19 protein-coding genes are annotated in these 25,160 nt (G+C 67.6%); 5 read left to right on the forward strand and 14 right to left on the reverse strand.

Translation table 11 applies throughout. The features are described 5' to 3' along the window. Nucleotides 1-444: 444 nt before the first annotated feature. Nucleotides 445-1,917, reverse strand: a complete 1,473-nt coding sequence (locus tag GEM_RS24295) for a sigma-54 dependent transcriptional regulator (RefSeq protein WP_014900058.1) — start codon at nt 1,915-1,917, stop codon at nt 445-447. 438 nt (nt 1,918-2,355) lie between these two features. After that, nucleotides 2,356-3,273 carry a metal-dependent hydrolase gene (locus GEM_RS24300; protein WP_014900059.1) on the reverse strand — a complete coding sequence of 306 codons (918 nt, stop codon included), beginning with the start codon at nt 3,271-3,273 and terminating at the stop codon, nt 2,356-2,358. Between the two features lie 580 nt (nt 3,274-3,853). Here GEM_RS24300 and GEM_RS24305 point away from each other — a divergent pair. From GEM_RS24305 to GEM_RS24315, 3 genes are all read left to right on the forward strand, one after another. Beyond that, nucleotides 3,854-4,195 carry an FKBP-type peptidyl-prolyl cis-trans isomerase gene (locus GEM_RS24305; RefSeq protein WP_014900060.1) on the forward strand — a complete coding sequence of 114 codons (342 nt, stop codon included), beginning with the start codon at nt 3,854-3,856 and terminating at the stop codon, nt 4,193-4,195. Between the two features lie 26 nt (nt 4,196-4,221). Continuing rightward, nucleotides 4,222-4,989, forward strand: coding sequence for an AraC family transcriptional regulator (locus GEM_RS24310; RefSeq protein ID WP_014900061.1), 768 nt, complete (start codon nt 4,222-4,224; stop codon nt 4,987-4,989). A 178-nt stretch (nt 4,990-5,167) separates the two neighbouring features. Beyond that, nucleotides 5,168-6,622, forward strand: coding sequence for an MFS transporter (locus GEM_RS24315; RefSeq protein WP_014900062.1), 1,455 nt, complete (start codon nt 5,168-5,170; stop codon nt 6,620-6,622). Nucleotides 6,623-6,692: 70 nt separating this feature from the next. Here GEM_RS24315 and GEM_RS24320 read toward each other — a convergent pair whose 3' ends face one another. Then, entirely contained in the window at nt 6,693-7,163 is a 471-nt protein-coding gene (locus GEM_RS24320) for a winged helix-turn-helix transcriptional regulator (protein WP_014900063.1), read from the reverse strand. 150 nt (nt 7,164-7,313) lie between these two features. On the opposite strand from GEM_RS24320, the gene GEM_RS24325 reads away from it, so the two are divergent. Next, on the forward strand, nt 7,314-8,549 hold the full coding sequence (locus GEM_RS24325; RefSeq protein ID WP_014900064.1) for an MFS transporter: 1,236 nt from the start codon (nt 7,314-7,316) through the stop codon (nt 8,547-8,549). A gap of 164 nt (nt 8,550-8,713) precedes the next feature. Here the strand turns inward: GEM_RS24325 and GEM_RS24330 are convergent, their stop codons facing one another. The 10 genes from GEM_RS24330 to GEM_RS24375 all read right to left on the reverse strand — a co-directional run bounded on the left by GEM_RS24330 (nt 8,714) and on the right by GEM_RS24375 (nt 21,618). Beyond that, nucleotides 8,714-9,880, reverse strand: a complete 1,167-nt coding sequence (locus GEM_RS24330; protein WP_014900065.1) for a glycosyltransferase family 4 protein — start codon at nt 9,878-9,880, stop codon at nt 8,714-8,716. Next, complete coding sequence (locus GEM_RS24335; protein WP_014900066.1) at nt 9,880-11,064, reverse strand: glycosyltransferase family 4 protein; 1,185 nt, start codon at nt 11,062-11,064, stop codon at nt 9,880-9,882. The genes GEM_RS24330 and GEM_RS24335 overlap by 1 nt, the downstream gene beginning before the upstream one ends. Next, entirely contained in the window at nt 11,061-12,527 is a 1,467-nt protein-coding gene (locus GEM_RS24340) for an O-antigen ligase family protein (protein ID WP_014900067.1), read from the reverse strand. The genes GEM_RS24335 and GEM_RS24340 overlap by 4 nt, the downstream gene beginning before the upstream one ends. Nucleotides 12,528-12,537: 10 nt before the next feature. Beyond that, nucleotides 12,538-13,674, reverse strand: a complete 1,137-nt coding sequence (locus tag GEM_RS24345) for a glycosyltransferase family 4 protein (protein WP_014900068.1) — start codon at nt 13,672-13,674, stop codon at nt 12,538-12,540. Between the two features lie 43 nt (nt 13,675-13,717). Next, nucleotides 13,718-14,677: a glycosyltransferase family 2 protein gene (locus tag GEM_RS24350; protein ID WP_014900069.1), complete on the reverse strand. Its 960-nt coding sequence runs from the start codon at nt 14,675-14,677 to the stop codon at nt 13,718-13,720. Nucleotides 14,678-14,739: 62 nt separating this feature from the next. Then, nucleotides 14,740-16,965 (reverse strand): polysaccharide biosynthesis tyrosine autokinase, encoded by a 2,226-nt coding sequence (locus GEM_RS24355; protein WP_014900070.1) that lies wholly within the window; start codon nt 16,963-16,965, stop codon nt 14,740-14,742. A 50-nt stretch (nt 16,966-17,015) separates the two neighbouring features. Further along, nucleotides 17,016-18,194 carry a polysaccharide biosynthesis/export family protein gene (locus GEM_RS24360; RefSeq protein ID WP_041490814.1) on the reverse strand — a complete coding sequence of 393 codons (1,179 nt, stop codon included), beginning with the start codon at nt 18,192-18,194 and terminating at the stop codon, nt 17,016-17,018. After that, nucleotides 18,188-18,631: a low molecular weight protein-tyrosine-phosphatase gene (locus GEM_RS24365; protein ID WP_014900072.1), complete on the reverse strand. Its 444-nt coding sequence runs from the start codon at nt 18,629-18,631 to the stop codon at nt 18,188-18,190. The genes GEM_RS24360 and GEM_RS24365 overlap by 7 nt, the downstream gene beginning before the upstream one ends. A gap of 40 nt (nt 18,632-18,671) precedes the next feature. Further along, nucleotides 18,672-20,084: a UDP-glucose dehydrogenase family protein gene (locus GEM_RS24370; protein ID WP_014900073.1), complete on the reverse strand. Its 1,413-nt coding sequence runs from the start codon at nt 20,082-20,084 to the stop codon at nt 18,672-18,674. A 160-nt stretch (nt 20,085-20,244) separates the two neighbouring features. Continuing rightward, complete coding sequence (locus tag GEM_RS24375; protein WP_014900074.1) at nt 20,245-21,618, reverse strand: undecaprenyl-phosphate glucose phosphotransferase; 1,374 nt, start codon at nt 21,616-21,618, stop codon at nt 20,245-20,247. A gap of 439 nt (nt 21,619-22,057) precedes the next feature. Between GEM_RS24375 and GEM_RS24380 the strand changes: the two genes are divergently transcribed. Next, complete coding sequence (locus GEM_RS24380) at nt 22,058-23,584, forward strand: mannose-1-phosphate guanylyltransferase/mannose-6-phosphate isomerase (RefSeq protein WP_014900075.1); 1,527 nt, start codon at nt 22,058-22,060, stop codon at nt 23,582-23,584. A gap of 120 nt (nt 23,585-23,704) precedes the next feature. Here GEM_RS24380 and GEM_RS24385 read toward each other — a convergent pair whose 3' ends face one another. Beyond that, nucleotides 23,705-24,652: a transposase gene (locus tag GEM_RS24385; protein WP_014900076.1), complete on the reverse strand. Its 948-nt coding sequence runs from the start codon at nt 24,650-24,652 to the stop codon at nt 23,705-23,707. Between the last annotated feature and the right edge of the window lie 508 nt (nt 24,653-25,160).

The raw sequence follows: 25,160 nt of genomic DNA on the forward strand, positions 1-25,160 counted from the left end.
GGCGGAACACGGCTGCGTAGCCCGTCCCGCCGTGCATCCCCGTGGACTGCGTCCTGGTCGGCCCTCGCATGGTTCGCTGCCGAACCGGCCGGACGCGACGTCGTCGACTTTCGCACGTGGATATTCGCAAGGAGCGGGCCAGCTTCGCGCAGGCCCGTCGGCACAAGGGTTTCGTCGGACCAACCCGCGGCCGGGCCAGGCGGGTCATGCAGGACGTTGCGAAACTGAAACATGCGGCGCGCGGAAGGCTTCTGCCCTGCCGCGGCAACGCCTTGCGGGACAAGGCGCACCGATGATGCGGAAAATTTTCCCGGCGCGCGCGGCGGGCCGCCGCCCGCGTTTGCCGCACCGGTTTGCGCGGCCGCCGGCACGAAACGTTTCACGCGCTTTACATGCGCCCGGACGCACACGCACGGGCCGGCAACGCGGCTCCCCGACCGCGGTTCAGCCGACCCGCTGGTGGTCCTCGTCACCGGACGGCGCGCCGTCCTTCCCGCCGTTGTCGCCGTTGTTGTCGTGATCGTTGAGCCCGTGCTCGATCATCATCCGGTAGAGCGTCACGCGCGAGATGCCGAGTTCGGCGGCGGCCTTGTTGATCCGGTGATCGTTGCGCAACAGCGCGTTCTCGATCGCGATGCGCTCGGCGAGCGAGCGCGCCTGTTCGAGCGTCACGGGCTCCGTTTCACCGGGTGTCTCGAGTCCGAGATCATGCGGCGTCAGCAGCCGGCTCTCGGCCATCACGATCGCGCGGCGCACGCGATTGATCAGCTCGCGCACATTGCCAGGCCACTCGTAGCGGCGCATCGAGTCGAGCGCGGCCGACGTGAAGCCGCTGATCTTGCGGCCGCTGTCGGCCTTGTATTTCTGCAGCACGTAATGCGCGAGGATGTCGATATCCTTGCCGCGCGCGCGCAGCGGCGGCTCGTGGATGCGCAGCACGCAGAGCCGGTGATAGAGGTCCGCGCGGAAGCGTCCGGCTTCGACCGCGCCGTCGAGATCGACGTGGGTCGCCGAGATGATCCGCACGTCGACCGGAAACGACTCCTGCCCGCCGAGCCGCTCGATCTTCCCTTCCTGCAGGAAGCGCAGCAGGCTCGCCTGGCTTTCGACGGGCATGTCGCCGATTTCGTCGAGAAACAGCGTGCCGCCGTTCGCGGACTCGATCCGGCCCACGCGCCGCTGGTTCGCGCCGGTGAACGCGCCGCGCTCATAGCCGAACAGTTCCGACTGCAGCAGATGATGCGGAATCGCACCGCAGTTGATCGCGACGAACGGCCCCTTGCCGCGCGCCGAGCGCTCGTGGATCGCGAGCGCCGTCAGTTCCTTGCCGGTGCCCGACTCGCCGGAGATGAACACGCTCGCGTCGGTCTTGGCGACCTTGCGGATCGTGCTGAACAGCTGCTGCATCGCCTCGCAGTTGCCGATCATGCCGTGCTCGCCGATCGACGCCGCATAGGCCGCGCCGTCGACGCGGTCGAGCGCGGCCATCCCGCGCGCGTGGCCGAGCACGTGCGAAATCCATTCATACGGCAACGGCAGCGTCACGTAGTCGAAGCAGTAGCTGCGGATCAGCTCGCGCACGGCGACGCCGATCGTGATGCCGGCCTGCGCGACGGAAATCCAGCCGATTGCCGGCTGGCTCAGGCACGCCTTCAGCGCCGGGTAGTCGCGCGACGTGAAGCCCGTGAAATCGACGAGCCCGGCGGCGACGCCCACGCCGGACGTCATGTTCTGCGCGGCGCCGGCCGTCTTCGCCACCGCGATCTCCCAGCCGAGCTCACGCAGTTGCGCCAGCAGCGGCTCGTCCGGCGAGCGCATGATCACGAACAGCTTGCGCCCGGCCTCGGGCGCGGTGACGGATACGGGCGGCATCTCGGGCGCCGCCGTCCCCTGTGCGTCGGGTGACCTTGCAACCATCGTTGTTCCCCGCTTGGCGTTGGTATCGTGCGCCGGCTCGCCGCCGCATACGACGGACCTCGATCGAACCGACATATTGGCCGTATTTCCGTCCGAATAAAATCCCCCAGCACAATAATCGCTCGTCGGGATCGATCGTTTCATGAAAGGTATATCGATGCCGCCGATGCGCGGCTAGATGGGTGTTATCCCGGTGGCGCGGGGGCCGAGAAGCGCGGCCGCGCGGGCGCCGAACGCGCGAAGCCGCGCCGGCGCTGGCGCGCGGCGACGCATGCGAGGCCGCACACCCGGAACCGGCCCGGCGGTATAGGGCGGCGCATGCGGTCGGCACGAGCGGGCAGCGGCACGCGCAACCGTTTCCGCTTGACGGCAGTCAATCGTCAGATGAAACCGCCTGATGCACGAACGCAACACGTGCCGCGCGGCGCGGCGAATGTGTCAGCGCCCCGCTGCGAGCGGCGCGAGCGCGTTGGCGCGGCCGCGACCGGCCGGCGTGTCGTCGTGTTCGCCATACGCGGCGACGAGCGCGTCGACCCGGGCGAGATAATGGCGGTTGTCATGGTCCCACGGATGGAAACCGGGCCGCAAAAAGCTCAGCCATTCACGCGCGATGCGCGGAAACAGCCCGCGCCGCGGCCCGTACAGGAACGCGAGCGTGCGCAGCAGGCCACGCACGTGATGGCCGGCGCCGCGATCGCGCCACAGCAGCGTCACGTGCATCAGGAACACGGTCGGCCAGAACGTCAGCGACGTCAGCAGGTACACGCCGACGCGGATCAGGTAGCGACGCAGGCCCGGCTTCATCACGGCGTTCCACACGTCGTAGGACACGGCCTTGTGTTCGGTTTCCTCGAGTGCGTGCCAGACCCACATCTGCCGGTAGCCTTCGACCGAGCCGTCGAGACGCGTCGGGTCGCGCAGGATCCAGTCCGCGAGCATCGCCGTGTAATGTTCGGCCGCGACCGTGTGCGCGAGCTGCACCGAATGCGGCAGCTTGCGCTTCATGAAGCCGAGCACCGCCCACACGCGCTGGTCGAGCTTGCGCGCGGGCAGGCGGTTCGCCTGCAGCAGTTCGTTGTATTCGACATGCTCGCGCGTATGCATCGCCTCCTGGCCGATGAAGCCCAGCACCTGCCGCTTGAGCACCGGATCGTCGATGCGGTCGCGATAGTTGCGCACCGAATCCATGAAGAAGCGTTCGCCGGCCGGAAACAGCAGCGACAGCGCGTTGAAGAAGTGGGTCACGTGCGGACCGAGCCGGTGCCAGTCCTTCGCGCGTTCGACCGGCAGGTCGAAACGCAGGTCGCGGCGTACCGGCATCACCTCGGCTGCGGTGGCGGAAGCGGCTGACTTCATGGTGGTCGTTCTCCTTGTTTTCGGGCGGCCCGCCAGCCGTGGCGGTCTTGCCGGCTCGGGTCGGCGGGTGCATCACGCACCGCCGAAACCTTGACATCGATAGCTGTAAAGATAGGCCCCGGCCGGCGCCGCGAGCAAGCCGCGCGGTAGACGCGCGCTTCCAAACGGGGGGCGTTCGGCAGCACGGAAAAAACGGCGATCGAACGGCGTCCGGGCGGGCCGCAATTCGAACGCGCTTGCCGGATCGCGACCGCCATGCGGGCGCTGCCCGCGCGGCCTGCAATCGGTGTGAAAGCCCCGTGTCACGGGCGTTTCACGGGAAGGCGCGACGGCGCGCGACGCGGCGCGAATCGGCCGGACGGCACCGATTCATACGCGCGCGCCGTTCACGCGGTGCAACCTCATTGATCCGGTGCGCGAGACATTCAAACGCGCGTTCCATTTGCGTTTCGGGCGAAACGCGTCATCACCGTCGCGACCGACGCGTGACAGGCGGGCGGCCGGGCCTTCACCGCGTGCGGCGGCCCCGTGCGCGCTCGCCTACAATAGCGGTTTTACTCACCCCTTTTCAGGAGAAGTCATGACTGTCACCACGACCGCATCGGGCCTCAAAATCGAAGAACTGACCGAAGGCACCGGCGCTGAAGCGCAAGCCGGCAAGACCGTCAGCGTGCACTACACGGGCTGGCTGACCGATGGTCAGAAATTCGATTCGAGCAAGGACCGCAACGATCCGTTCGCGTTCGTGCTCGGCGGCGGCATGGTCATCAAGGGCTGGGACGAAGGCGTGCAAGGCATGAAGGTCGGCGGCGTGCGTCGCCTGACGATTCCGCCGCAACTCGGCTACGGCCCGCGCGGTGCAGGCGGCGTGATTCCGCCGAACGCGACGCTCGTGTTCGAAGTCGAACTGCTCGCCGTCTGACGACGCCGCCAGCCGACGCCCTTCCGATGGACCCCATCCCGTCTCCCGCCATCGCGCTGCGCCGTTACGACACGTGCGAAGCGTCCGACGTGCACGACTTCCACCAGGTCGTGCTCGGTGTCGATGGCGCGATGGTGATGGCGGTGGACGGCGTCGGCCAGCGCATCGACCGGCACGCGGCCTGGTTGATCCCGGCCGGCGCGCGCCATGATTACGCCGGCCTCGGCGACAATCGCCAGCTCGTGATCGACCTGCCCGCGGCATCGCTCGCGGTGCCGCAGCGGCTGTTCGACAGCGCGCGTGCGGTGTCGATCGAACCGGCGCTGACGTCGCTCGTCGCGCAGGTCGCGGCCGCTGCCGCGCAATTCGACGGGCCGGCCGGCGACGCACGGCACGCGCACCGTTTCCAGTGGCAAGCCGCCGCGCGTCTGTGCGACGCGCTGCTCGGCGACGCCGGCCTCGCCGCGTCCGCGGCGGGCCTCGATTTCGCACGCATCGACCGCTGGCTGCGCGCACGGCTCGCGGAGCCGCTGCGCATCGCCGATCTCGCCGCGCACTGCGGCTACGGGATGCGCCGGTTCCACCAGCTGTTCGTCGACGCGTTCGGCGAAACCCCGCATCGCTACCTGCAGCGGCTGCGGCTCGATGCCGCCGTGGTACTGCTCGCCGACGGCCGCCATCCGCTCGTCGACATCGCCGGCATGGTCGGCTTCGCCGACCAGAGCACCTTCACGCACGCGTTCACGAAGCGCTTCGGCGTCGCGCCGGGGCGTTGGCGCGGCGAACGGCACTGAGCGATCCCGCCGCACGATACTCGCCTGCCGGAAAGCAGCGACACGGCTCGACAGGCTGCCCGTTCTCGCGTGCCGTTTCCGCTCACGATCCCGCCGCATTGCGCGGCATCCGGCGACGGTATCGATACTTCACGCCGCCCTGAACCATCGCCAGTCCGACGCCCCCTACGATGCGTACATGGACACGCCCCGCTCCCCCGCCTTCCCGCCCGCGCTCGTCCGCATCGTCGCGACCGTCAGCGTCGGCTTCGTCGTCACGCAACTCGACGTGACCATCGTCAACATCGCGCTCGCGCAGCTGGCCCGCCACCTGCAGTTGCCGGTCGCCGGCCTGCAGTGGGTCGTCGATGCCTATACGCTCGCGTTCGCGGTGCTGATGCTGTCGGGCGGCGCGCTCGGCGACCGCTTCGGCGCGCGCCGCATGTACGTCGCCGGCCTCGCGCTGTTCGCACTCGCATCGCTCACGTGCGGTGCCGCCATCACGCCCGCAATGCTGATTGCGGCCCGCGCGCTGCAAGGCGTCGGCGCCGCGGCGATGCTGCCCAATTCGCTCGCGCTGCTCAACGACGCCTGCCGGCACGATCCGCACCTGCGTGCACGCGCGGTCGGCTGGTGGACGGCCGCGGGCGCGATCTCAATCGCGGCCGGCCCCGTCGTGGGCGGCCTGCTCATCGCCGCATGGGGCTGGCGCGGCATCTTTCTCGTGAACCTGCCGCTGTGTGCCGCGGGGCTGGCGGCCGCATTCGCCTGGGTGCCCGCGCGTCGCGCCGCGCTTGCACCGCACGCACCGGAACCGCCGGCGCGTTCGATGCGCGCGCTCGACCTGCGCGGCCAGTTCATCGCAATCGGAATGCTGACCGCGGTGACCGGCGCCGTGATCGAGTGGCGTCCGCTTGGCTTCATGCATCCGCTCGTCGCCGGCGGCCTCGCGCTTGCAGCGCTGGCCGCGCTCGCGTTTGTCGCGGTCGAATCGCGCACGGCGACGCCGATGCTGCCGCTGTCGCTGTTCCGCCACCGCACGTTCAGCGCGGCCGTGGCGTTCGGGATCTGCGTGAACCTCACCTACTACGGCACCGTGTTCGTGCTCGCGCTGTACCTGCAGCGGGTGCGCGGCGAATCGGCATGGCAGGCGGGGCTTGCGTTCCTGCCGCTGACGGGCGGCTTCCTGCTGGCGAATCTCGCGAGCGGACGCGCGGTCGCGCGCCACGGCCCGCGCCCGCCGATGCTCGCCGGCGCACTGGTCGCCGCGCTCGGTTACGGATCGCTGCATTTCATCGAAGCGTCGACGCCACTGGCGCTGCTGCTCGTGCCGTTCCTGCTGATTCCGGCCGGCATGGGCTTCGCGGTGCCGGCGATGACGACGGCCGTGCTCGCGTCGGTCGAGCATGACCGCGCGGGCATCGCATCGGCCGTGCTGAACACCGCACGTCAGGCCGGCGGCGCGATGGGCGTCGCTGCGTTCGGTGCGCTCGCGGGCGGGGGCGGCGCGTGGCAGACAGTCGAGGGCCTGCACATCGAAACCGGCGTGTCGGTCGGGCTGCTGATCGCGGCCGCGTTGCTCGCGACGCTGGTCCGGCCGGATGCGCATCGTGGCGCGTCACCCGCGCGGCAGGCGGCCTCGGCAGCCGATTGAACGTGTGCGGTCGGCCATCGCCGGGCGCGCGCGGTCACGCAGGTCCTGGCCGCGCGCGACGACCGAACGCTCACCGCCGCGGCGCGCCCGCCTCGTCGCCGACCTTCCGCACGACCGTCTCCCCCGCCTTCAGCGGCCTGCCGTCGTCGTGCCGCAGCGCGAGCTTGCGGATCGCGCGGCCGGTCTTGCGGTCGACCAGCACCGAATGCGGCTCGCCGCGCCCGAACAGGTTCGCCTCGCCCCACTGACGCAGCATCACGATGACCGGGAACAGCCCCTCGCCCTTCTTCGTCAACGCGTACTCCTGATACGCGCTGCCGTCCGACGCGGGCACCACGTCGAACACGCCGGCGTCCACCAGCATCCGGAGCCGGTCCGACAGGATGTTGCTCGCGACGCCGAGGCTCGCGCGGAAATCGCCGAACCGCCGCACGCCGTCGAATGCATCGCGCACGATCAGCAACGCCCAGCGATCGCCGACGATATCGGTTGCCCGCGCCACCGGGCACGGCGAATCCGCAAGACTTTTCTGCCTGGCCATGTTCCTCTCCACTGTCGCGCCGACCGCCTTCGCGGGCCGCCGGCCATCCGTGCGCGGGCCCGCCGCCCGCGCCTCACAGGTTGCATTTTAAAACTACTTTTCCTACACTCACACTGGTTTCAAATTGCAACTACATGCGTAAGGAAACCCATGGAATCTTCTTGTCGTTCAGGCACCGTCGCGTCGAACGCGACATCGCGTGCCGCGCGCCCGGCCGACGGCGCGCGCGTGTCCACGGCGCTGGTCGCGCTATTGGCCGTCTGCTGTGCGGCGAGCGTCGCGAATGTGTACTACGCGCAGCCGCTGCTGGATTCGATCGCACGCGACTTCGGGGTGTCGCAGGCAGCCGTTGGCGGCGTCATCACCGCGACGCAGCTCGGCTGCGCGCTCGCGCTGCTGTTCGTCGTGCCGCTCGGCGACCTGCTGAACCGCAAGCGCCTGATCACCGTTCAGCTTCTGCTGCTGACGGCGGCCTGCATCGGCGTGGCCGCCGCGTCGACGCGAATCGCGCTGCTGGCGGGGATGGTCGCGGTCGGGCTGCTCGGCACCGCGATGACGCAAGGGCTGATCGCGTGCTCGGCCGCGCTTGCGGGTGCCGGCGAGCGCGGCCGCGTGGTCGGCGCGGCACAGGGCGGCGTGGTGATCGGCCTGCTCGCCGCGCGTTCGCTCGCCGGTGTGGTCACGGATGTCGCCGGCTGGCGTGCGGTCTATCTGGTGTCGGGCGCGCTCGCGCTCGCGATGCTCGTCGCGCTGTCGCGGCTGCTGCCCGCTGCAGATGCACCGCGCGAACGCATCGGCTACGCGGCGCTGCTGGGTTCGATGGTGACGCTGCTGCGCAACGAGCGCGTGCTGCGCGTGCGCGGTGCGATCGCGCTGCTGATGTTCGCGGCGTTCAGCATCTTCTGGAGCGCGCTCGTGCTGCCGCTGAGCGCGCCGCCGCATGCGATGTCGCATACGCAGATCGGCGCATTCGGGCTCGTCGGCGCATTGGGCGCGGCCGCCGCCGCGCGCGCGGGACGGCTCGCGGATCGCGGGCTCGGCGAGGCGACGACCGGCGCTGCGCTCGCCTTGCTCGCGTTCTCATGGCTGCCGCTGGCGTTCGGCGGCAGCTCGATCGCGCTGCTGGTGGTGGGTATCGTGCTGCTCGACGTCGGCGGGCAGGCCGTCCATGTCGTGAACCAGAGCATGATCCTCGGCGCGCGGCCCGATGCACACGCGCGCCTCGTCGGCTGCTACATGCTGTTCTATTCGGTCGGCAGCGGGCTCGGCGCGATTGCGTCGACGATGATGTATGCGCATGCCGGATGGATAGGCGTCTGCGGGCTCGGCGCGGCGGTCAGCGCGGCCGCGTTCGCCGCATGGATCGGCACGCTCGGGCGTGCGTGATGTGTGTTGCGTGTTGCGTGTTGAAAACGGCGCGTGCATGACGGCGTGCCCGGTGCCGCACGCCGGACGGCAAACAGCCGGCTCGCCCGAAACGGGCGGCCGGCGTGCGAACCGGACACATACGCGTGCGCCGGCCCGATTGTCTGGGCGGTGGGTCCGCTCGCTTACCCTGCCGCCTGGATCGCCTCTTCGTACACGCCGGCAACGCGTCGCGCGATCACCGCGTTGTCGAAATGATCGCGTGCATAGCGCTTGCATGCGGCTTCGTCCGGCAATGCGATCGCCCCCGACAGCGCACCGCCGAGCCCTTCCGCAATCGCATCCGCGCCTGTCGACGGCAGCACGAGATCGTTGGACAGCCCGGCGACCGCCTCCGGCAGCCCACCGACCGGCGTAACCAGAACGGGCGTGCCGGACGCGAGCGATTCGACCGTGATCAGCCCGAAGCCTTCGAGCGCGACCGTCGGCACGACGCTGACCGTCGCCGCGCGGTACAGCGCCGCGAGATGGTTGTCGGGCACGAAGCCGAGCAGCTTCACGTTGTCCTGCAGCCCGGCCTCGTCGATGCGCTGCTGCAGTTCCTCGCCGATCTTGCCCTTGCCGGCGATCAGCAGCAGCACGTCCGGGTGACGGTGCTTGACGAGACCGATCGCGTCGATCAGGTCCTCCAGCCCCATGCGCCGAACGAGCCGGCGCACGGCCAGCACGATCGGCCGGTCCTGCGGCAACTGCAGCTTGTGCCGGGCCTCGCCCGGCGTGAGCGGCGTGTCGAACTGCGCGGTATCGACGCAGCCGGGAATCACGCGCACGCGCGACGGATCGATCCCGTAGCGGTTCGTCAGGATCTGGCCGAACGCCTGCGACAGCACGATCAGGCGCGACGAGCGCGTATAGACGGCCTGCTCGAGATAGCGCTTCGCGCGCTGCCCGAGCGACGCGGCGCCCTCGACCTGGCTTTCGTCGGCCCACGGCCCCTGGAAGTGCGACACCTGCGGAATCCCGCGCGTGACGTCGAGGCCCGGGAACGTGTACAGCGCGAAGTGCGACGAAATCACGTCCGGCCGCTCGCTGCGGATCTCGTCGCGCAGCGCGCGACGCGCGGCGAGCATGCGGCGCGCGAGCGGCTGCGAGGCGGGACCGAAGCCCTGGATCGCACCGCCCGTGTCGTCAGCGACCTTCGGCGAGCCGGCGACCAGCCCGCGCACCTCGACACCCGCCCCCGGCAGCGCGCCGACGAGCGAGTAGTACATCCGGTCGAGGCCGCCCGCGCGTTCGGGGAACCAGTGCATGCCGATTTGCAACGATTTGATCGGCCGGGAAGATTGGGACATCACGACTGCTCCTGCGTGACTGCATGCTCGACCCGCTCGAAGGCGGACGGCTGCGTGGGTTGGCCGATGCGCCGGTAGAGCGCGACGTACTGGGCACCCATGTGGGCCCAGCCGAAACGGGTCATCAGTTCGCGGGCCGCGTCGCCCATCGCGCGGCAGGTGTCGCGCGATGCCGCGAGCGAGCCGATCGCCTGCGCGAGCGCGGCCGGATCGTCCGGATCCTCCAGCACGATCCCGCAGTCGCGCGTGATGATTTCCGCGCCGCCGGCGGTGCGGGCGGTGACGACCGGCAGCCCGGCCGCCATCGCTTCCAGCAGCGACAGGCTCATCGCTTCGTAGCGCGACGGAAACACGTACGCGTCGACCGAGCGCATCAGCGTCGGCATGTTTTTCACGAGCCCGAGGAAATGCACGCGCGACGCGATGCCGAGCGCGCGCGCCTCGTCCGGATACGGACTGCCGGGCAGATAGCCGGCCACCGCGAGGTGGACGTTCGCCGGCAGCTTGGTCAGCGCCTTCAGCACGGTGCCGAGGTTCTTGCGCGGCGTGCGCAGATCGCCGACGAACAGCAGCAGGAACGCGTCGTCCGGCAGCTTGAACGCCGCGCGATCGGCCTGCGCGCCCGCGAATGCGCTGCCGTCGACACCGTTGTAGATCACGCTGATCTTGCGGCTGTCGATGCCGAGCCCGGCGATCTCGTCGGCCACCTTCTGCGACACGCCCGTGATCGCGCGCGAGCGCCGGTAGGCCCAGCGTTCCAGCGCGGTGTTCACGCGCGTATAGACGTACTGGTAGGCCGACCACAGCCCCTTCGTCAGGCCGAACGGGTAGTACGGGCTCTTGAACCAGCCGCCGTGCACGAAGTGCGCGGTATTCACGTCGGCGCGAATCCACGAGATGAAGCCGTTCACGTGCAGCACGTCGTACTCGCTGCGATGCGCGCGCAGCCACCACGCGCTCTTCAGCGCGAACACCTGCTGCTTGACAAGATTCGACGGCCAGAAACGCCCGACCTTCACCGGCACCCAGCGCACGCGTGGGTCGGCCAGCAGCTCGGGCGCGACATGCGATGCGACCAGCGTGACTTGATAGTTTTCGGCCAGCGCCGCGCGTGCGATTTCGTAATTGACGCGGCCCTGCCCGTCGTTATGACGCACGACATGCGTGACGATCGCGATTCTCAATGGTCGCCTCCCCGTGAACGCGCGGCGGCCAGAAGGCGCTGCGCCTTCTGCCATTGCGCCGCGGATAGTATTGAAAAAATGGCAGTGAACAGCAGCAGGCCGCCGGTGCCGATCAGCGAGTTCGTGAACACGAGCATCGCGAACACCGACAGGCACAGGCTCAGGCACGCGCCGACGAACTTGTCCTTGCGCAACTTGAACGCCGCGCGCAGCGTGCGGGCGAGCAGCATCACGACGCCGGCGAGGTACAGCAGCGTGCCGGGCCAGCCGAGCACGAACGGCACGTTCATCACGCCGCTGTCGAAGCTGCCGTACTTGCCGAGCTCGCCGCTGTCGCTCGACAGCTTCGTGGATGCGCCGGTCGCCCCCATCCCTTCGCCGGCGACGTCGGTGAACGCCGTTTGCGCGAAGGTCGCGTAGAACTTGTTGCGGTCGTCATAGCTGCGGTCGTCCTTCAGGTTCGTGATCGACTGAAGACGCTGGCCGAGCCGGTCGGCCACCGGCCCGACGGTCAGGAGCGGCACGCACAGGCCGACCAGCACGACACCGCTGATCAGGATCCGCATCCGCACGCGGTTGCTCGACTGCACGAGCTGGATCGCGAGCGCGATCACCCAGCCGCCCCAGGTCGAACGCACGAGACACAGCGCGAACGAGACGAAGCCGGCGGCACCCGCGAACCAGCGGATCTTCTGCGGCGCCGCGAACACGAACACCAGCGCGCCCATGATCGCGAACGCGAACGGCCCCGACGAGTTCATCGTGCTGAATACCCGAACGCCGTACGGCACCGGCTCGCCCTGCGAACCCATGTCCGAACCGATCATCCACAGCACGTCCCATTGCGGCATCACGAAGTACTGCACGACCCCGTACAAGCCCATCACGAGCATGCCCCACATGAACGTGGACAGCAGTACGTCGCGGTACTCGGGATAGTCGCGCGAGTTGACCATGATGTGAAAGCCGATCAGCACCGGGTACACCCAGTTCGCGAGGTCGTAGGTCGCGGCCATCACGCCGCTCGACACGATCCCGACGAGATACGCGTACGTCAGCCCGAACAGCATCAGCAGCACGGGAATCCCGCGCCGCTGGGCGAGCACGCGGTAATGCCTGAGCAGCCCGAACCCGGCGATCATCGTCACCGCGAGCGGCGCAACCTGGATCAGGCTCGTCGGCGTGAATGCGCCCTTCGACCAGTCGGCGAGACGCCGTACTTCCGGGCTCAGGAACCACACCCACCACATGAAGCCGACGTAGCGCGCCGGGCTCTTGAAATACAGCCAGATGCCGACCGCGATGGCCAGCACCGGAAACGCGAGCGTCAGCACCTTGCCCTGGTGAATGGCGATCAGCGCGGCGGTAAACGTCCACAGCCCGGCCTGCCCGACCCAGTGCTTCGGCTCGGGCAACCAGCTGCGGTTGCGCGACGGTGCGCGTTCGGCGGCAATCGTACTCATCGATCTGCGCTCACCGTGACGACGGGCGTGAATCCGCGAGCGGCATTGCCAGGCCCGCGGCCGCCGGCGTGCGACGCCGGCGCAGCATGTCGCGCGTGATCCGCACGTGCTGCTCGGCGAACGCCTGCGTGGTCAGATCGCGGTCGCGCAGGCACGCGGCGGCAGCCCGCGCGCAGTCGAGCGCCACGCCCGGATCGGCCACGAAACGATCGGCGGCCTGACGCATCGCCTGCGCGTCGAACGCCGGCACATACGCAGCCGTGTCGTGCGGGAAGTAGTCGCTGAGCCCGCCCACGTCGGACACGATCATCGGCTTGCCGACCGCCGCCGCCTCGAGCATCACGGTGATGCCCGATGCGTGGAAGTTCGGCCGCAGCGGCACGACGATCACGTCGGCCCACGCATACAGCTCGTGCTGCTTCGCGAGCCCCGAGGCCGAGCCGATCTTCACGTTCGGCGCATGCCACTCGCGCGGCACGCGGCGCCGCGTCGCGAGCCGCACGTCGTAGCGCTCGTCGCCGCCGAACGCGGCGAGGAACGTGCGCCAGTCGCGGTCGCGGTCGTTGCCGATCGCCGCGATCCGCAGCGGCCGGTTCGGCTGCCATTGCTGCGGCTCGACCAGCGGGAAATCCTGCGTGTTCAGCCCGTAGTACACGAACTCCGCGTCGCGTCCGAGGTAGCGGCGGCACAGCTCGGCGTTGTCGCGGGCGAGCGTCGTCAGTGCATCGGCGCGCGCGAGCAGCTTGCGGTACAGCCAGCGGCGCGGGCCGCCGAAGGTATTCCACTTGTCGAACAACCACACGCTCTGCGCGAGCAGCAGCGGGCGCTTGCCCTGTGCGCCGGCGAGCTTCAGGATCAGCGCGGCGGCAAGGTGCTCCTGCTCGGTGTGCGTCCAGATCACGTCGGTGCCCAGCAGCGCGGCGCGATTGCGCCAGGCGTGCACGACGTCGAAGCCGAGCGCCGCCTTCAGCGCACGGCGCGCGAGGCTCGCGACACGGCTCTCGCGGCGGTCCTGCGAATAGGTCAGCCGGAATTCGTCGGATTCGGCGTGGTGATAGCCGTACAGGCAGCCGATGTTCTCGCCTTTCCGGTAGGTACGCGGATCGGCGCCGTAAAACAGATGGACGTGAACTTTCGTTGAAGTCATGCGAGCCCTCCGAGGGTAGCCGCGCGTGGTGCGCGCAGCCCGTTCAAGACGTCACCGGCGGCATCGCCGCACGGTGGGGGGCAAGGTTCGCGCGGCGCGCATCGCGTGCGCCACGACGCACCGCGCGCCAGTGCTCGCGCACGCGCTCGCGCTGCGCGGTACGCAGCGACAGCAGCACGTGCGCGAAGCCCGGATAGACGCGCGTGCCGACCAGCGTCCACCACCACCACGCGATCTCGCGCCGCACCAGCGGCAGATGCTCGCGCAGGATCAGGTGCAGGTTGTACGCGCCGTTGCTGATCGCATTCAGCGACGCGGCATCGCGCCGGTCGTCGTCGAAGCGCTCGGCCGGAAAATGATCGACCGCGATCGCCGGGTCGTAGACGAGCTTCCAGCCCTCGCGCTGCACATGCATGCTGAACCCCATGTCGTTGTGTACCTGCGCGCCGGCGCCACGCAGCCGCGTGTCGAAGCGCAGCCGTTCGATCGCGGCGCGGCGGTAGCTCATGTTCGCGCCTTTCAGCATGTCGACTTCGCGCGCGCCGCCGACGCCGAGATGATGGTTGCCGATGATCCTGCCGGACAGCGTGAGCTGGCCGACGAGCTCGCGCGATTCGTCGAGCACGCGGCCTTTCTCGTGCACCCAGTCGCGGCCGCCGACCGCACCGACGCGCGGATCGGCCAGGAACACGGCTTCGACGCGCGCGAGCCAGTCGGCATGCGGCGCCGCGTCGTCGTCGGTGATCGCGACGATGTCGCCGCTCGCCGAGTCGAGCCCCATGTTCAACGCGGCGACCTGCCCCGGTACGTCGACCGGCACGATGCGCAGCGGCAGCGTGCCGCCGACCGCCGGATCGGCGAGGCGCTCGTGGGTGGCATCGTCCTCCGGGCGCGCGACGACGATCACCTCGTCGGGCAGCCGCTGCTGGCGCTGCAGCGCCAGCAGGCAGCGCGCGAGGTCGGCGGGACGCCGGTAGGTCGGAACGAGCACGGAAATCTTCATCGATGGTTCTCCAGTCGGCCGGGCGGGCGCGGCTCGCGCCCGCCCGGTTTCGTGCAATGCGGTCAAGCGCTCAGGTATTCGTGGACGGCCGCATAGCCGCGGCCGTAGCCGCGCGCCTTGGGCGGCACGCCGTTGAAGATTCCACCTTCCAGGTCGACGCCCGCGGTGCGCAGGCGCTTGATCGCGTCGGCGATCTCGGCTTCGGTATGCATGCCCGAGCGCAGCACCATGAAGGTCGCGCCAGCCATGCGCCCGACGATGGTCGCGTCGGTCACCGCCAGCACCGGCGGCGAATCGATCAGCACGACGTCGTAGCGCTTGCCGAGCCCTTCGAGGTATTGCGGCAGGCGCGTCGACATCAGCAGCTCCGAGGGGTTCGGCGGGCGCGTGCCGGCCGAGATGAACGACAGGCCCTGCACCGGCGTCTCGCGGATCGCGTCCTCGAGCGGCGACTGGTCGCTCAGCAGCTCGGACAGGCCGGGCTGCGCGGTGAGGCCGAAGTAGCGGTCGAGCATCCCGCGGCGCATGTCGGCGTCGATCAGCAGCACGCGCTTGCCGGAATGGGCGAGCAGCACGGCGAGGTTGACCGTCAGGAAGCTCTTGCCGATGCCCGGGGTCGGGCCGGTCAGCACGATCACGCGGTTCTTCGCGTCCATCATCGCGAACTGCATCGCGGTGCGCAGGCTGCGCATGCTTTCGACGCTCAGGTCCTTCGGGCGCAGGCTCGCGAGGATCGGCCGCGCGCGGCCGCCGCCCTTCTCGGCCACGGCGTCGAGCTTCACCTGCTCGGCGCTTTGCGGCACCAGCCCGTACAGCGGCAGGTTGAACGTGCGCTCGACGCGATCCGGATCCTCGATGCCCTGGAACAGGTTGCGGCGCAGGAACACGACGCCGGTGCCGAGGATCATGCCGAGGAACACCGCGGCCGACAGGATCAGCACCTTCTTCGGCTTGACCGGGTCGCCCGGGCGCAGCGCCGAATCGACCAGGTGGATGTTGCCGCCCGTGCCGGCCTTCTGCACCGACAGTTCCTGCACGCGGTTCAGCAGCAGCACGTAGATGTCTTCGGCAACCTTCGCGTCACGCTGGAGCTGCACGGCCTTCACTTCGGTCGCCGGCAGGCTGCGGAAGCGGTTGCTGAACTTGTCCTTCTCGCCCTGCAGTTCCGCGAGCTGCTGCTTCGCGGCGATCACCATCGGGTGCGAATCGGTGAAGCGCTGCGCGAGCGACGCGAGCTGCAGGCGCTGCGCGGCGATCTGCTGTTCGTACTGCACGCTGCCCTCGAGGTAGACCTTCGCCTCGTCGCTCGCGTTGATCGAGCCGGACGTGCGCTGATACTGCGTCAGCGCCGCTTCCGCGCGTTCGAGGTCGGCCTTCAGGCGCGGCTCCTCGCCCTTCAGGAAGTCGAGCATCTTGGTCGCTTCGGCCTGCTTCGCGATCACGTGCTGGTTCAGGTACGACTGTGCGAGCGCGTTCGCGATCGCGGCGGTCTGGTCCGGGTCCTTGCCTTCGAGCGAGATCTGGACGACGCCCGTCTGCTTGCCCTGCTCCGTCACCTGGATGCCCGCCTGGAAGCCGGCGATCGCATCGAGATCGTTGTAGCGGACCACCGTAAACTGCGTGCCCGGACGCGCGACGAGCTTCTTCACGAGCATCGTCACGCCGCCGCTCTGCTCCGATTCGCCGACGTGGCCCGACAGCAGGCGGCTGCCGTTCTGGTCGACGAGCGTGTAGGTGTCGTTCGGGCCGGCCGTCAGCGTCATCTTCTTGCCCTCGAGCGCGGGCACGACGTTGATCGTGTCGATGTCGGCGATTTCACCGCCCCATGCGTACGACTTCAGGCCGAGCCAGGCGCGCGACGGCTCGCCGGGCGTCGCGACGCGTGCGGCCAGGCTGCCGAGCAGCGGCATCGTCTTCGGCACGACCGAGAAGTTCAGCTTGAACTGCTCGACGACCGGCGCGACGACACCGCGGCTCTTGATGATCTCGATTTCCGCATCGGTCGGCGCCTGCTGCGGACCGCTGTTGATCATCGCGCCCGTCTGCGTCTGCGTGAGCGCCTGCGACGTGTTGTCGTTGCCCTCGACCCGCACGTGCACGTCGGCCTGGTAGACCGGCTTCGCGATGAAGCAGTAGAGGCCGGCGAGTGCGATGACGGTCACCGCGATGCCGAGCAACAGCCAGATGTCGTCCATGATCACCTGGAGCAGCTGGCCGAGGACGACGTCCTCTTCCTCGGTTTTCGCGGTCAGATCCGCGTAGGAGTGTTTCGCTTGCGTGTTCACCATTCGTTCCCGCTTGAGTGGTGCCGGGGCGGACGCGCCGCCCCGGCGGGCTATCAGCGCGTGATTTGACGCATGAAGAAGATCGTCTGGATCGTCGGCAACACCTGCTGCAGCACACGGTTGAACTGCACCGAGCTGGCCGTGCTGACGTAGACGACGTCGAGCGGCTGAAGCGGGAAGCGGCTCGACAGCATCAGCGCATCCGGCTGCGTCATGTCGAGACGGAACACTTCCGGCTTCGTCGGGTTGTCATGCATCCCGCGCATCACGTAGATCTTGCGCGGGTTCGCATCGGTGTCGAGGATGCCGCCGCCGGACGTCAGCGCATCGGCGAGGGTCAGCTTGCCCTTGAGCATCGGCACGGTGACCGGCGTCTTGACCTCGCCCATGATGAACACGCGGCTGTCGCTGCGGTCCGGCACGTTGATGATGTCGCCCGGCTGCAGCATCACGTTCTGCTTCACTTCGCCGCGATCGAGCACGCCGTTCGCGTCGAGCGTGTAGAGCTTGCCTTCGCGCGTCAGGCGCACGCGCTGCAGGTCGGCCTCGTTGGTCGAGCCGCCCGAGCGCGAGATCGCGTCGACGAGCGTCAGCGGCACGTCGCTCACCGCGAGCGGGCCCGGCTGCTTCACCTCGCCCGTCACCTGCACCTTCTGGCTGCGGAATGACAGCACGCGCACGTCGAGCTGCGGATTCTTCACGTAGCGCGACAGGGTGGACGCCATCTGTTCACGGATCTGTGCAACCGTCTTGCCCGCCACACGGATGCGGCCGACGAACGGGAAGAAGATCGTGCCGTCGGCGGCCACGGTCTGGCCGTACGGATCGGCCTGGCCCGGCAGCGCGGTCGTATACGGTTGCTGCAGCGCGCCGGCGACCGACTGCGTCGTGTTGCCGCCGCTCGAGAACGACTGGCCCTGCGGCGTCGTCAGCTCGGGGTGGTCCCACACCGTGACACCGAGGATGTCCTGCGGGCCGACGCGGTAGACGTACTGCGACGGATCGGTGTAGCGGCCGGGCGGCAGCGGGTGCTCGACCTGCTGCTTCTGCAACTGATCCATCACAAGCTTGGCGTCGATGTAATGAACCGGATAGGTTTCGGGCTGACCTTGCCGGCCTTCGTCCTTCAGGTTCGACGAGTCGAGATAGTTGCCGGGCGCGGTCGCGCAGGCCGACAGGAATGTCGTCAACGCGACGGCGAGCGCCAGCGGGCGCATGGGACGTTTCAGCATAGTTTTTGCAGCCATCCTTGAACCAGACGTTCGATCAGTGAGTAGCTCTCGCGATAGTCGGCCACGGGGCCGCCATGCGGATCAGCGATCTCGGCGTCCTCCCACTTGCCCAGCAGGTGGACCTTGCCGCGCGCGAACGGATCGACCGATTCGACGGCCTTGATCTGTTCGCGCTCGCTGACGAGAATCAGGTCGGCGTCGCGCACGATCCGGCGCGACAGCCGCCGCGAGCGGTGGGGCGTCGCATCGACGCCGCGCTCGGCGAGCAGTTGCCGCATCACCGGATCGATGCCGTCGCCGTCGTTCGCACGAACGCCGGCGGAGTGGAACGTCACGCGCGGGCCGCCGCGCGACGCCGCGTGCGACTTGAACAGCATTTCCGCCGCCGGGCTGCGGCAGACGTTCGCGTGACAGACGATCAGGATGTTCCGGAACATGGCTTCTCGAATCGGGTTACGGGTAACGGTGACGCGCGGGTTACGCGTTGGCGCGCACGGCGCCCGGCACGCGGGCGGCGACGGCCTGGCGCGAGCCAGGGCGACCGATCGGGTGGTATTCGATGCCCTGCTCGCTCATCGTCTCCGGCTCGTACAGGTTGCGGCCGTCGAAGATCACCGGCGACTTCCACTGCCGGCCGAGCGCGACGAAATCGGGGCTCTTGAATGCCTTCCATTCGGTGACGATCACCAGCGCGTCGGCATCGCGCGCGGCCTGCGCCTCGTCGTCGACGAAGCTGAGGCGCTCGAGCCAGCTCGGGTGATTCGCGAGATCGAGCGCGAGCACGCGGCGCGCTTCCTGCTGCGCGACCGGGTCGTACGCCGCGATGCGCGCGCCGCGCGACAGCAGTTCGGCGATCAGCTCGCGGCTCGGCGCTTCACGCATGTCGTCGGTATTCGGCTTGAACGCGAGACCCCAGATGCCGAACGTGCGGCCCGTCAGGTCCTCGCCGAAGCGCGCGATGATCTTGTCGGCCAGCACGCGCTTCTGGTTCGCGTTGACTGCCGACACGGCCTGCAGGATCTGCAGCGCCTGGCCGTGCTCGTCGGCGGTGCGGATCAGCGCCTCGACGTCCTTCGGGAAGCACGAACCGCCGTAGCCGCAGCCGGCATACAGGAAGTGATAGCCGATGCGCGGATCGGAGCCGATCCCGCGGCGCACGGCCTCGATATCCGCGCCGAAGCGATCGGCCAGGTTCGCGAGCTCGTTCATGAACGAGATGCGCGTCGCGAGCATCGCGTTCGCCGCATACTTCGTGAATTCGGCCGAGCGCACGTCCATGTACAGCGTGCGTTCGTGATTGCGGTTGAACGGCGCGTAGAGCTTCTTCATCAGTTCGCGCGCGCGCTCGCCGGGGACGTCGTCGTCGCAGCCGATCACGATGCGGTCCGGCCGCGTGAAATCGTCGACCGCCGCGCCTTCCTTCAGGAATTCCGGATTCGACACGACCGAGAACATCTGGTCGGCGCCGCGCTTCGCGAGTTCCTCGGCCACCGCCGCGCGCACGCGCTCGGCCGTGCCGACCGGCACCGTCGACTTGTCGACGATCACCTTGAAGCCCTTCATGTAGCGGCCGATGTTGCGGGCCGCCGCGAGCACGTATTGCAGGTCGGCGGAGCCGTCCTCGTCGGGCGGCGTGCCGACCGCGATGAACTGCACGTCGCCGTGCGCGACCGCGGCCTCGATGTCGGTCGAGAAGCGCAGACGGCCCGCCGCGCGGTTGCGCGCGATCACTTCCTTGAGGCCCGGCTCGTGGATCGGCACGCCGCCGTTGTTCAGGACGTCGATCTTTGCCTGGTCGACGTCGAGACAGAACACGTCGTGCCCGATGTCGGCGAGACAAGCGCCGGTGACAAGACCTACGTAACCGCTGCCGATGATAGTCAGATTCATGATGTGTCGGACCTCTTGACTAGTGATTCGAAATTCGTAAAAACCGGAGTGACTGCGCGGCGCGGCGTCTCAAGAAAACAGCGGGCCACCCCACGTTCCCCGCCCCGCATGAAGTCCCCTTGGGGGATGCCCCGTCGGGGGCCTGGCGCACCGCGACAGGCTAGTAAGCGTTGCTGCCGGCGAAGCCTTTCCAGAGAGTCAGCACGACGATCTTGATGTCGAGCCAGAACGACCAGTTCTGCATGTAGTACAGATCGAGCTTCACGCGTCCCATCATCTTCTCGATCTGGTCGGTCTCGCCGCGAAAGCCGTTGATCTGCGCCCACCCGGTGATGCCCGGCTTGATCCGGTAGCGGAACATGTAGCCCTTCACCAGATCCTTGTAGATGTCGTCGTGCGCGAGCGCATGAGGCCGCGGGCCGACGACCGACATCTCGCCCTTCAGCACGTTGATGAACTGCGGCAGTTCATCGAGGCTCGTGCGGCGCAGAAAGCGGCCGACCGGCGTCACGCGCGTGTCGTTCTTGGTCGCCTGCGTGACGTGCCCGGCCGCTTCCTGATGCACCTTCATCGAGCGGAACTTGTAGATCTCGAACTCGTGCCCGTCGATGCCCTTGCGCTTCTGGCGGAAGAACACCGGCCCGCGCGACGTGAACTTGATCAGGCATGCGATCAGCAGCATCAGCGGCGCAAGCATCGTGAGCGCTGCGAGCGCGAACAGCCGGTCGAACACGAACTTCGGCAGGATCCGCACATCGGTGATCGGCGACGCTGCGAGGTTGATCGCCGGCACGCCGAGCAGCTCGACCACTTCCTGGTTGAAGAACGACAGCGTGCGCACGTCCGGAATGAAGCGGATATTCACGAAGTCGTGGCGGAACACCGTCACGATCTGGTGAATCCGGCGCTCTTCCGTGATCGGCAGCGTGAGCCACAGTTCACTGATTGCCCGGCTGCGCACCAGCCACACCAGCGATTCGAACTGCCGCTCGATGCGCACGTCGTCGAGCGCGACTTCGCCCGGCACGTCGCTTTCGTCGTACACGCATACCGGCTTGAAGCCCGCTTCCGGGCGCGCCCGCATCTGCGCGATCAGCCGCCGCGCCGCCGGCGTACCGCCGACGATCGCCACTGCCTTCAGGTTGTAGCCGCCACGACGCAGTTGTCGCAGCACGACGTGCACGCAGGCCTTCGAGCCGACGAGCAGCACCATCGTCACGAGCGCCCAGTAACCCAGCCACAGCCGCGACAGGTCGCCCGACTGGTGAAAGCTGAAGCTCATCAGGATGCCCGCGAGCTCGACCACGAGCCACGCGAACGCGACGCGGCCCACCAGCCCGACGAGACGCTTGCCGCGCCACGACTGGTAAATGCCGATGGCCGGAAAGAACACGACGACGAGCAGGCAGTCGAACAACACCGTCGTGCGCTGCAGGTCGTTGAGCCAGATGCTGCCGCCGTGCAGCGCGGCGGCGATCAGCGCCCCCATCACGACCATCGCGATATCGATGACTCTCGCCAGCACGCTCAACATGTCTGCTTCCTCTTTGAACAGGCGTTTGCCGAACAGCTCCTTGCGCAGCCCGTGCCGCACATTCGATTCAAACGTTGCATGACGCTATTGAAGCGGTAAGAAAATCCGCCCTCAAGTGCACAAGTATTTCGAAAAATAATCGGAAATTCTTGCCGCGATATTCCAGAATTAAATCGGCACGTTTTCCCGAATCGACCGTGAATCGGGAAGTTTTCGGAAACTTTACGGATTCCGCCAACCCTTTACGGGATGGAGCTCCATGGCGATCCGCCGAATTATTTTTTATTTTTTTATTTGCATCCGCTGCTATCGCGGAAAATTTTCCCGGATACGAATTCAACAAACGTGCCCAACAAATATCGGCCAATGAGCCCGGTTTTATTGTCGATTTACTTCATGCTACAAACAGGCACTGACTTCAATCGAGGAGAGTGTCACCATGAATGCTCCGGCCGTGGTAGCCGATACCCGCCCTTCTTCTTCCGCCGCAACCGACGCCGGCACGCGCGTCGCGGTGCAGCCGGTGATCCTTGCCGGCGGTTCAGGCACACGTCTGTGGCCGATGTCGCGCGAACACTATCCGAAACAGCTGATCGGCCTGCTCGGCGATCTTTCGCTGCTGCAATCCACCGCGCTGCGGCTCGACGGTCTTGCGACCGGCCATCCGCTGAACGACGACGTGCTGATCGTGTGCGGTGAGGATCACCGCTTCACGACCGCGGAACAATTGCGCCTGACGGGCAAGCGCGCAGCGATCATGCTCGAGCCGCTCGGCCGCGACACCGCGCCCGCGCTGACGCTGGCCGCGCTGCGGATCGTCGCCGGCGGCGGCGATGCCGTGATGACCGTGATGCCGGCCGACCACGCGGTAGCCGACCTGCCGCGCTTTCACGCGGCCGTCGCGGCCGGCGTGCAGTGCGCGGCCCAGGGCAAGATCGCGACGATGGGCATCGTGCCGGGCCGTGCCGAAACGGGCTACGGCTACATCCGCGTCGGCGCGCCGCTCGGCGATGCCGCGACCGGCAACCTCGACGTGCGCCGCCTCGACCGCTTCGTCGAGAAGCCGCATCTCGAACTCGCGCAGCAGTACGTCGCATCCGGCGAATACTGGTGGAACAGCGGCATCTTCATCGTGCGCGCATCGGTGTGGCTGAACGCGATCCGCCAGCTCGAACCCGAGATCTACACCGCCTGCGCGCAGGCTGTCGCACAGGGCAAGGAAGATGGCGACTTCTTCCGCGTCGATCGCGACGCATTCGCCGCTTCGCCGTCGAACTCGATCGACTACGCGGTGATGGAACCGCTCGCGAGCCTGCCGCAGCTGTGCGAAAGCGTCGTCGTGCCGCTCGACGCCGGTTGGTCGGACGTCGGCTCGTGGGACGCGATCTGGCAGATCCTGCCGAAGGACGATGCCGAGAACGTCGGCCGCGGCCACGTGCTGTTCGAAAACGCCGAATCGACTTTCGCGCATTCGGAAAGCCGGCTCGTCGCGTGCGTCGGCACGCAGAATCTCGTCGTGGTCGAAACGCCTGACGCCGTGCTCGTCGCCGACAAATCCCGCGTGCAGGACGTGAAGAAAATCGTCGGCCGCATCAAGGCCCAGCGCGGCGCGGAAGCGACCGATCACCGCAAGGTCCATCGTCCGTGGGGCCATTACGACTCGGTCGACATGGGTGAGCGCTTCCAGGTGAAACGCATCGTCGTGAAGCCAGGCGCGCGACTGTCGCTGCAGATGCATCATCACCGCGCCGAACACTGGATCGTCGTGCGCGGCACCGCGCGCATCACGCGCGGCGATGAAACGTTCCTGCTGTCCGAAAACGAATCGACGTACATCCCGCTCGGCGTATCGCACCGTCTCGAGAACCCGGGCAAGATGCCGCTCGAACTGATCGAAGTGCAGTCGGGTGCGTATCTCGGCGAGGACGACATCGTCCGCTTCGACGATACCTACGGACGCGAATGACGCAATGCCTGCCAGGCGCGCCGTCTCGACGGTGCGCCCGGCATCACGGGCATGCGGAGGCAAAAAAACGCGCGGGCGCCGTGACACACGACGGCCCGCGCGTTTTCGTTGGGACGACGATCAACCTACGCGGTACGCGTACTCGCGGCGATCCGACTGAACCGGGTCATTGCGGCTCTCGGTCAGCACGCCGGCGCGACGCTCCGCGATGAAACGCTTGATGTCCGACTCCGCACGCGCCAGCGCGGACAAGCCGGCCAGCACCTCGCTTTGCGGCGCACGCACCGGCTCGTCGCTCGCGCCATGGCGGTCGATCCACTGACGTGCCCAGTCGAGCGCGTACTGCTCCGCTTCTTCCGCGTCGGTGAAGCGCGGACCGATCAGGCCCGAGCGCTCGACGCGCCGGTCGTCCTGCATGATCTCGGCCCACGCGCGAAACATCAGGTTCTGCACCGGCTGCGCGCTGCCGTAGACCGTATAGCCGCGATATTCGTCGACTTGCGGTTCGGCCGATCCGAAGCTCGCGGCAGACGGACGCCCATGGCGCAGCCCCGCTGGCTGCGCGCCGGGCACGGCGAACGACGCACCGGACGACTCGTCCGTGTCGACGCTCGACATCGGCGCCAGCGTCGCGCCCTCGCCCCCGCCATGCCAAACGTTTGCCTGGGCGACCGGCAATTGCCACGATTCGGGGTTCTGCCAGAACACGCCGCGCAGACGGTCATTGTCGGGCACGGACTCGGCACGGCACACCGGCGCCACCGGCACGGGCGGCGGCGGAACGTACGCGAACGTGCGCCCGCTGAACTGGGTCAGCACGTCGATCATCTGCAGCAGCGTGCCGTTCGCCAGCCACTCTTCGTAGCGGCGACGGCACGTTGGCCCGGACGGATAGCGTCCGGGCAGTTTGGACCACGCTTCACCGGTCGTCAGGATCCAGAGAACCGCATTGGCAACAACGCGCGGTTCGGCTCGCGGACGGCCTCGACGGTTCAGCCGGATCGGTTCATCGGCGATCAGCGTTGAAAGACGAAACCACTCTTCATCGTTAAGCTCATCGAAGAACATAGTAGATCTCTCCACACAGCCAGGCCGGGGCTGCGATTGTCGGCGCCGCCGTCACGCATCGCGTCACGGGGCGGCCCGGTTGCACATTATGGTTATCCGCTTGTTGTGCATGCCGATGCAGCACCGCACTTTCACGGTGCCGCCATTCCCGGCAATGGCGCACAAATCACGGTCTCACTCCAATGTGGGAATTTTTGTGCACGAAGCATACCATCCTCAGGGTTTATCTCAATATGACAATGACTTAATGTTACGCACTGAAACATCCTGCCATGGATGCGCAATGTATTTACGCTTGAATTTTTTTACGCGATCGTGATGCCCGGCGCTGGGAAGGCCCGCCTGGCGGGGCTTCCCGGAGTGCACCGCATATCCGACTGAAGGGCTTCTGAAGGCATTCCGACCCTCCCCGGCAACAATCCCGAGAATGGCTTCCTAAAATCGGTAAATCAGGGGAAATTTGGTAACAAGATATTCACGGATCGGTAAATCATTCAAATTCGGCACA

Source organism: Burkholderia cepacia GG4 (genome assembly GCF_000292915.1).
Taxonomy (GTDB): Bacteria; Pseudomonadota; Gammaproteobacteria; order Burkholderiales; family Burkholderiaceae; genus Burkholderia; species Burkholderia cepacia_D.